The 8,854-nt window shown below is 73.6% G+C and carries 8 protein-coding genes; 3 read left to right on the forward strand and 5 right to left on the reverse strand.

Annotated elements, in window-relative coordinates; genetic code table 11:
• Positions 1-138: 138 nt before the first annotated feature.
• Entirely contained in the window at positions 139-759 is a 621-nt protein-coding gene (locus tag D476_RS0130810) for a histidine phosphatase family protein (protein WP_017627721.1), read from the reverse strand.
• Positions 756-2,234 (reverse strand): FGGY-family carbohydrate kinase, encoded by a 1,479-nt coding sequence (locus tag D476_RS0130815; RefSeq protein ID WP_017627722.1) that lies wholly within the window; start codon positions 2,232-2,234, stop codon positions 756-758. The genes D476_RS0130810 and D476_RS0130815 overlap by 4 nt, the downstream gene beginning before the upstream one ends.
• 163 nt (positions 2,235-2,397) lie before the next feature.
• Between D476_RS0130815 and D476_RS0130820 the strand changes: the two genes are divergently transcribed.
• Complete coding sequence (locus D476_RS0130820) at positions 2,398-2,652, forward strand: DUF2630 family protein (RefSeq protein ID WP_026124014.1); 255 nt, start codon at positions 2,398-2,400, stop codon at positions 2,650-2,652.
• 840 nt (positions 2,653-3,492) lie between these two features.
• On the forward strand, positions 3,493-4,083 hold the full coding sequence (locus D476_RS0130825; protein ID WP_017627724.1) for a DUF4126 domain-containing protein: 591 nt from the start codon (positions 3,493-3,495) through the stop codon (positions 4,081-4,083).
• Positions 4,084-4,216: 133 nt separating this feature from the next.
• Here D476_RS0130825 and D476_RS0130830 read toward each other — a convergent pair whose 3' ends face one another.
• Positions 4,217-6,235, reverse strand: coding sequence for a Xaa-Pro dipeptidyl-peptidase (locus tag D476_RS0130830; RefSeq protein ID WP_026124015.1), 2,019 nt, complete (start codon positions 6,233-6,235; stop codon positions 4,217-4,219).
• 97 nt (positions 6,236-6,332) lie between these two features.
• Here D476_RS0130830 and D476_RS0130835 point away from each other — a divergent pair, with 97 nt between their 5' ends.
• Positions 6,333-7,022 carry an HAD family hydrolase gene (locus D476_RS0130835; protein ID WP_017627726.1) on the forward strand — a complete coding sequence of 230 codons (690 nt, stop codon included), beginning with the start codon at positions 6,333-6,335 and terminating at the stop codon, positions 7,020-7,022.
• A 78-nt stretch (positions 7,023-7,100) separates the two neighbouring features.
• On the opposite strand, the gene D476_RS0130840 is transcribed toward D476_RS0130835, so the two are convergent.
• Positions 7,101-7,715, reverse strand: a complete 615-nt coding sequence (locus tag D476_RS0130840) for a superoxide dismutase (RefSeq protein WP_017627727.1) — start codon at positions 7,713-7,715, stop codon at positions 7,101-7,103.
• A gap of 299 nt (positions 7,716-8,014) precedes the next feature.
• Positions 8,015-8,854, reverse strand: an 840-nt coding sequence (locus tag D476_RS35185; protein WP_040728928.1) for an SbcC/MukB-like Walker B domain-containing protein, incomplete at its 5' end; no start/stop codon positions are given.

The raw sequence follows: 8,854 nt of genomic DNA on the forward strand, positions 1-8,854 counted from the left end.
GGGCGGCCGACGACGCTGCAGTTAGGACCGACGCCCTTTTCTCGTCGCCGCCCTCCACCTGGCACCCCGGCGACCCGATGGACGGCCGGGGCTCGTGAGCGGCCGCCGACCGGGCCGTCGACGTCTCTTCGGGGGTGGTCAGGCCCCCAAAGGCTCGTTGAAGCCGAGGAGGCCCGCCTCGCCCTCCGCCTTCCACAGCAGCCGCGCGCCGCGGCAGTTGCCCACCTTCGGGAACGCCCTCCGGTAGCGGCTCGCGTCCATACCCAGAAGGCGGCACAGCACCAGCCGGATCAGCGTCCCGTGCGCCACCACCAGTACTCGCCCGCCCGGGTGCGCCCGAGCCGCGTCGGCCAGGGCCGCCACCCCGCGCTCGGCCACCTTCACCGGGTCCTCCGACCCCGGCAGCGGGTTGCGCAGCGGGTCCAGCTCGAAACGCTCGCGCGCCCCGTCCAGGCGCTCGCGCATCTCTCGGGAGGTGAGCCCTTCGCCGTCGCCGAAGTCCTGCTCGACCAGGCGCGGGTCGGCCGTCACCGGCAGCCCCGCCGCCTCGCCCGCCGGGGCGGCGGTCCCGGCCGACCGGCTCAGCGTCGAACTGACCACGGCGCTCAGCCCCGCCGTCGCCGCCCACCGGGCGAGGGCCTCCGCCTGCCGCACCCCCTCCTCGGTCAGCGCCACGTCGCTCGAACCGGCGTACCGGTTCTCCGCGTGCCACACCGTCTCCCCGTGCCGCACCACGACCAGCTCCGTCGCGTCCGTCACCGCCGCCCCCTCTCCGCAGCGCCCTGAGGGGCGCCGTTCCAACCGCGCTCCGCGAGCGCGTCGACCAACCGTGCATACGCCCCCTCCAGCCGCTCGCCGACCTCGGGGCGGGGTTCCACTGTGGCGCGGATCCGCACCATCCGCGCCGCGACCCGCTCGGGCGGTGTGTCGCCGCACGCCGCCAGCAGCGCCATGCCGAACGCCGGGGCCGCGTTCTCCGGCACCTCCAGCGGTCGCCCCAGCACGTCCGCCCGGAGCTGCGTCCAGCGCGCGCTGGCCACCGCGCCGCCGGTCACCCGCACGGGCCCGCCGACCTCGGCCCCCAGCGCGCCCAGCCGCTCGAAGCACAGCCGCTCCACGAACGCCACGCCCTGCAGGGTCGCGGCGTACCGGTCGGCCTCGTCCTGCGGCTCCCCGAGGGTGAACCCGCGCGCCTGCGGGGCGGCGAACGGGAACCGCTCGCCCTGGCCGACCAGCGGGTAGACGACAGCCGAGGCCGGGTGCTCCAGGTCGGCCGCCGCGTCCATGGCGGCCGGGTCGGCGCCGGGGAACACCGAGGCGAGAACGCCCGCCCCGGTGCTGGAGGCCCCACCCGGCCACCAGCGGCCGTCGGGGGAGCGGTGGCTGTACACGCCGCTCGCGCCGTCGGCGATCCGCCGCTCGGAGGCCCCCTTGAGGACGAGCGTCGTGCCCAGGACCGAGTTCCAGCGCCCCGGCTCCAGCGCGCCGGACGCGAGCTGGGCGGCGCACCCGTCGGTCATCCCCGCGACGATGGGGGTGCCCTGCGGCAGCCCCGTGTGCGTGGCGGCCCGCGCGCACACCGACCCGACGGGCCGCCCCGGCGCCGTCAGGGCCGGGAGCGCGGCCGGGGGCACCCCCATGGCCTCCACCACCGGGTCCGGCCAGGCCGCGGCCAGCGGGTCGGCCCCCGACTTGAGGGCGTGGCTGGTGTCGGCGGCGGTCGGCGCCCCGTTGAGCCGGCCGGTGAGGAAGTCGGCCTGGTGCAGCAGGAGGTCGCCGTGTCCGGGCCGGAGTGCGCGGCGCCCCAGCAGGGCCAGCCGCGCGAAGGCCCAGGAGGGCTGGGGCCGGGCGCCGACGCGCTGCCAGGTCTCCTCGCCCGCCGCGGCGATGAGCGCCTCCGCGCCGTCGGCGGCGCGCCCGTCGTCGTACATCAGGGCGGGCCCGAGCGGGCGGAGCGCGCCGTCCGTGGCGAGGACGGTCCCGGAGGTGGCGCACACCGCCGCGCCCCCGACGGGGCGGCCGCGTCCGGCCTGTTCGACGGCGGTGCGGCAGGCCGCCCCGACCGCCTCCCACCAGTGCTCGGGGTCCTGCTCGTGGAGGCCGTCCCGGCGGGTGCCGCGCAGCGGGGCCGCCCCCTGTCCCGCCACCGTGCCGTCGTCGTACGCCGCCACGGCCCGCACGCCCTGGGTGCCCACGTCGATACCGACCCACAGCGGCGCCGAAGGTTCCGCCACGTCGCCTCCCGAATGTTAAAGTCAATGTTAATTTCACAAATTATATGTGATGTCCGTGATCCTCTCACAGGGACGCCCTGTGGGGTCGGGGCCACCCTGGCGAGCTGCGGAAACGCCGGACGTGAGGCTTGCCGTCCCGGGGCCGTCGGCCGACCATTGGCCCATGAGCGACGAAAAGCGGGCAGAGAAGGACATCCTCTCGCGGATCACCGAACTGATCGGCGAAGAGAAGGCGCTGCGCGAGCAGAGCGAGCACCGCCTCACGCCCGACGAGCGGTCCCGTATGCGGAGCGTCGCCGTTGAGCTGGACCAGTGCTGGGACCTGCTCCGCCAGCGCCGGGCCCAGAACGAGTTCGGAGACGAGGCCCCCGAAGCCCGCGTCCGCCCGACCTCGGAGGTCGAGGGCTACTGGCAGTGAGTCCCGCCCGCGGCCCGGCGGGCGGCGCGGGCATACGGTCATCGCGATAGCGGAACGGGATTCGCTTCCTGGAAGGCCTTGAACAGCGCGACTGGGCCGTCTGTTGAGCCCAGTTCACTGCGTGTAGCCGATACCGGCCCAGGAGTGGGCCCTCGGTGCCCGGCAGGGTGTCCCGGCGGCCGCGTGCTCGCTTCCGCGCCTTACCGGGGAGCCCCGAACAGGCGGGAATCAGGCATCCTGCTCCTGTAACCGGTTCTGGTACCGCTGTGTTCGTCGTCCGGGGGCCTTCGCGAACGTCGCTGGGCGCGTTTCCCGCCCCGACCTGCACCTAACGCAGAGTGTTCGCCCAGGTCGCAGTTCCGGCGAGTGTCGCCGTGCGGGCCCGGCGGCCGCCCCGGGCGCCGGAGACCGCGAACCCCTAGGCCGCGCCGCCCTCCCGGACCGCGAGGGACCCGGCGGACGGCGGGCGGGACCGGGGCCGCCCCGCTCTGGCCGTCGCCGCCCCTCCCGGTGACCATGCGCACGCCGTGCGGCCGACGGCGCTGCCGCGAGGGGTGCGGCCCTTTGCCGTCGCCGCCCTCCGCCCCGCATCCCGCCGACCCGCCACCCCACCGGTCTCCCTCAGCGGGCACCTTCCAGCCCCTTCCGCCTCCGGTTACACCCGGCGGCCGGAACCGGTCAGCCTCGGCCCGCCGCTCCGGGGGTGAGGGGCTTTCGGGGTCCCGTACGCTCGACAACCGCGCGCCTAAGGGTGCGCCCCGCGCCCCGCGCCCGCGTTCCGTGTCCCGCGCCGGGTGTGCGGGGGTCGGGAACGCACGGGAACTCTCGGAAAGTCTGCGGATGCTCGAACTCCTCACCGGCGCCGGACTGGCCTCCTCCGCCGGTCTCAACGCCTACATCCCCCTCCTGGCGGCCGGGCTGCTCTCCCGCTTCACCCCCCTGTTCGAGCTCGGCCCCTCCTGGGCCTGGCTGGAGCACCCGGCGACCCTGGTGGTCCTCGGCGTGCTCCTGGTGGTCGAGCTCCTGGCCGACAAGGTCCCCGCGGTCGACAGCGTCAACGACGTCGTGCAGACCCTCATCCGCCCCACCTCCGGCGGCATCACCTTCGGTGCGGGGGCCTCCTCCTTCACCACCGACATGGACACCGGGGACGGCTCCTGGTGGCCCATCATCGCCGGGGCCCTCATCGCCCTGGTCCTCCACGGCCTCAAGGCGGTCTCCCGGCCCGTCCTCAACACCGTCACCTTCGGCGCCGGCGGCCCGGTCGTCAGCGTCATCGAGGACATCATCAGCGCGGTGACGTCCTTTGTCGCCATCGTCCTGCCGATCCTCGTCCTGGTCGTGGTCCCCTCCACCCTCGCCGTCGGCATCTGGGCCTGGCGCCGCCGACGCCGCAAGAAGCGCGAGCGCGCAGAGGCCGAGGCCGCCTGAGCGCGGGACACGGCGGGACACGACGGAGAAGGGGACACGACAGGCGCGAGGGCGCAAGAGACACGGGGACACGACGGACACGGGAGGGGCGGCGCCCGGCCGGGCGCCGCCCCTCCCGGGGATCAGCGGGACGCTAGCCCAGCCCGCCCCTGCCCTCCGACACCGGAAGCGTGATGGACGTCCGCTTGGTGTCCACCTCCACCTCGGTCCCGGCCGGGTAGCGCAGCGTGTAGTCGTGGTCGGTCGACACCAGGACCACGCCGATCCGGTGCCCCTTCTTGAACACGTAGTCCTGCGCCTGCATCGGCCACGAGTACCGGTACGGCTTGTCCTCGAACACCGGCCACTGGTGCTCGTCCGACCAGCGGTTGCGCGCGTCGATCCACCCCCGGGTCACGATCTTGAAGTCGGACTCCTCGGTGACGTTGTAGCTCGGGTACGTGCAGCCGGGGTCCTCCGGCACGCCCTCCCCGTAGCAGACCCGGTCGTCGGTGTCGTAGCGCACGTCGGCGGTCGGCCGGGTGTCGGTGCCGTAGTCCACCAGCAGCGCCGTCAGGTACGGCGACGACCCGTCCATGGCCGCGCGCACCGTCACCTCCGGCACGCCGCTCACCCGCACGTCCTCGGTCAGCTCGCCGGTGCGGTACACCAGCGCCCCGTCCTTGCCCGTGCCCGGCTCGGCCACCAGCTCCTCGGCCGGGGTGCCGCGCCCCTCGTCGGTGAACTCCTCCCACTTGGGCCTGCCCCGGTGCCTGCCGGGCTCCAGGCCGCCGTCGCCGTCCTCGCCGCCGGGCCGCAGCCCGAGCCGCACCGGCGCCGTGCCCTCGCCCGGCCAGTCCGCCTGCGCCGCCCACTCGGTGTCGGAGCCCTGCACGTCCACCCGGGGCTCGTCCATGATCCCGTTGTCGAGGCCGTACAGCTCGTGGTCGAACCACCGGTGCAGCTGGTCCAGCCATTCGTCCATGCGCAGGTTGAACGGGTTGATGTGGCCCGCCTGGTACAGCCACATCTTGCGCTCGACGCCCTGGTCCTCCAGCGCCTGCCACAGCAGCAGCGCCTGGTCGGTCTTGACGTTCCAGTCGTTGAGCCCGTGGGCCAGGAACACGCTCGCCCGGAACCTCCCGCCCTCGGCGTCGTTCCGGTAGTTCCGCTCGTCCCACCAGTCGTTGTAGTCGCCGCTGTCGCGGTCCTGCCCCTCGGTCACCCCGTCGATGACCGGGTCGCACACGTCGGCGTCGTCGCGGGTGTACACCAGCTTCGCCAGCACGTCGGCGTCCTCGCCCTGGTAGCCGCCGGGCGCGACGACGCCCCCGTTGTCGCGGTAGTAGTCGTACCAGGAGGAGATGGCGCCTTGCGGCACGATCGTGCGCAGCCCCTCCACGCCGGTGCTCGCCGCCGCCACCGGCAGCGTGCCGTTGTAGGAGATCCCGGTCATCGCCACGTTCCCGGTGGACCAGTCCTCGGCCGAGACCTCCTCGCCGGTCTCGGGGTCCACGCCCGTGGTGCGCCCGTTGAGCCAGTCCACCGCCGCGGTGACGCCCTGCGTCTCGTTCTCCCCGCCGCTGGTGGGGCAGCCGGTCGACCCGCCGGTGCCCAGGCTGTCGAGCTGGGCGACCGCGTAGCCGCGCGGCAGGAAGTAGTTGTCGTAGTAGTTCGGCATGGTCGCCGAACCGTCGCCGGTCGGCCCCGCCTGGGCGGAGGCGCCGCGTGGGCCCTCGGCCGATGCCTGCGCCATCTCCTCGGCCGACCCGGGCCGGGGCCTGCCGCGCGGGACCGTGCCCGCACTGTCGTCGTCGAGGTCCACGTCGTACATCTGCGCGTCGTGCGTGCCCGCCCAGTAGGGGCTCGGCTCCAGGATGGTGGGCACCCGGAGCCCGTCCTCGGTCTCCTGGGGCCGCATGATGCGCATCCGGACGGTGTCCGGCTCGCCGTCGCCGTCGCTGTCCGCGCCGGTGACGATGTCGACCTCCTGGTACACCGCGTCGGCGTAGTCGAACACGGGCTGGGTGCGCCCGTCCTCGACCACCGGCCCGGGGGCGTCGGCGGCGGCGGGGGCGGCCAGCGCGGCCGCCCCCATCATCGCCGCCGCGGCGAGCGCTCCGGTCCGGAGCACCGTGCGGGCGGGTCCGCTATGGGGTTCTCGCTTGTGCACAGGGTTCCTCGTGGGGGATCGGGGGATAGGGTCCCCGCCATGACACCGGAAGGCGGCCGCGGCGTCCAGAGTCCCTCCCGGCGTTTAGAGTGCGGGGGTGGCTGAGAACAGATTCGACCATCTCTCGGGGGTCCGGCACATCGTCTGGGACTGGAACGGAACCCTCCTGGACGACAACCACGCCAACCTGACCGCCCTGAACCGGGTGTGCGAGCCCTTCGGGCGGGCCCCGGTGGACCTGGACTACTGGAGGACGGTGTTCCGCCGCCCCCTCCTGGACTGCTACGAGGACCACCTGGGGCGTCCGCTCGCCAAGGAGGAGTGGGAGCACCTCAACACCGAGTACGACCGGCACTACCGGTCGCTGCTGCCCGGCTGCGCGCTGGCCGAGGGCGTGCCCGGGGTGCTGTCGGGCTGGGCGACGGCCGGGGGCAGCCAGTCGCTGCTGTCCATGGCCTCCCACCGGCACGTGACGGGCCTGGTCGCCGACTTCGGCCTCGAACCGCACTTCACCCGCGTCGACGGGCGCAAGTACGATGCGGCCGACGACTCCAAGGCCGAGCACCTGGTCCACCACCTGGCGGAGCAGGGCATCGACCCGTCCACGGTGGTGCTGGTCGGCGATATCGACGACGACGCCCGCGCCGCCCGCGAGGCCGGTGCGCACGCGCTCCTGGTGGCCAGCGGCATGATGAGCCGCGAGCGGCTGGAGGCCACGGGCGGCCCGGTCGTCGGCTCCCCGGTCGAGGCGGTCGCGGCGCTGACCGGGGTGCGCAGCGCCGCCTGAGGGATCCTCCCGGGCATGCGCGAGGGGCGGGGCCGTCGATCGGCCCCGCCCCTCGCGTACCCGCGTACCGCCGGTGTGCTAGCCCAGCACGACCTTGCGGGCGTCCTCGAAGCGGCGCTGCACGTCCGCCCAGTTGACGACGTTCCAGAACGCCTTGACGTAGTCCGCCTTGACGTTCTTGTACTGCAGGTAGAAGGCGTGCTCCCACATGTCCAGCAGCAGGATCGGGTAGGAGCCGGCCGCCAGGTTGCCCTGGTGGTCGTAGAGCTGCTCGATGATGAGCTTCTGCCCCAGGATGTCCCAGGCCAGGATGGCCCAGCCGGAGCCCTGGATGCCGGTGGCCACGGCACCGAAGTGGGCGCGGAAGGCGTCGAAGGACCCGAACTGGTCGTCGATGGCGGCGCCCAGCTCGCCCTCGGGCTTGTCGCCGCCGTCCGGCGACAGGTTCGGCCAGAAGACGGTGTGGTTCACGTGGCCGGCGAGGTTGAACGCGAGGTTCTTCTCCAGCATGTTGACCGTGCCGAAGTCGTTCTTCTCGCGCGCCTCGGACAGCTTCTCCAGCGCCGTGTTGGCACCGGCGACGTAGGCCGCGTGGTGCTTGTCGTGGTGGAGCTCCATGATCTGACCGGAGATCCACGGCTCCAGCGCCGCGTAGTCGTAGGGCAGCTCAGGAAGCGAATATGGCGCGGACATGTGCGCACCTTTCCTCTGACACGTGTATTTCTTAAGGCTCGGTTGCGGTTCTCGTCGCGACCGCCGTTGCGATCCTGCGATCCTCGATCCGCCGACCATGAACCTATCAGCCGGGCCTGTACGGGGCCCCTGTAGCCCTTGCTACAAGGGGCCTCGGGAATAATCCCGGACCTGCGCGGGTTCGACGGCGTTCGGCGTGCTCGGAGCCGCTTTCCGGGCGTGATCGCCAAGGCGGCACCGACCCGTGCCGGGCCCCGGGCCGCCCCCGGTCCCCGCTTCGGGCGCCGCCCGGCCCTCCTCTACCCCGCCGGAGCCGCCTCGAACCCGCTGCCGTTCCACGTCGTGCGCGCGCACGCCACACCCCAGGCGCCCTTGCGCTTGAGGATGTCGTAGATGTGCATCCGGTCGATCCTCGGCGACACCCCGTACCCGGACGGCCACGTGATCGCCCAGTCCATGTCCAGGTCGACCAGCAGCTCCAGCAGCCGCGCGATGGTCGGGTCGTCCAGCCGCTCGAAGGCCTCGTCCAGCAGCACCAGCCGCAGCGGCCCGTCCAGCTCGCTGCGGAGCGCGTCGTAGAAGGCGGCGCTGGCCGCGAACAGCGTCACGTACGACACCAGGCGCGTCTCCCCGGACGAGAGCTGGCGCACCCGCCGGTCGCGCGGGTTGCCGTCGGGCCCGGTGTCGTGGATGCGCACCCGGTAGGAGAACCACTCCCGGTAGTCCAGGGCCGCGCCCAGCACCTCGGCGTACCCGCTGCTGCGCCCCTCGGCCCGGGTGGCGCGGATGCGGTCCATCAGCGCCCGCCGCAGCCGGTCGTTCTCCTCCTCGGAGCGCTCCGCCACCGACTTCTTGGCCAGCGCGAACGCGGACCGCTCGGCCGGGTCCAGGTGCGGCGCGGGCTCCCAGGCCAGCTCCACCCGCACCCCCTGGCTGGAGTGCGCCCCCTCCAGCACGGTGTTCATCCGCCGGGTCAGCGACTCGGCGGCGCGGATCTGCCGGTGCAGCTCCTCGGCCACGTCGCCGAGCAGGAACTCCTCGAAGACGCGCTCCTCCCCGCCGGTCAGGTTGGCCTCGGCCTCGGCCAGGCGTGCGGCGGTGAGCCGGGCGGTGGAGGCGGCCGGGGGGGGGGCCGCCCC

It is taken from the genome of Nocardiopsis chromatogenes YIM 90109, from assembly GCF_000341185.1.
Taxonomy (GTDB): Bacteria; Actinomycetota; Actinomycetes; order Streptosporangiales; family Streptosporangiaceae; genus Nocardiopsis_A; species Nocardiopsis_A chromatogenes.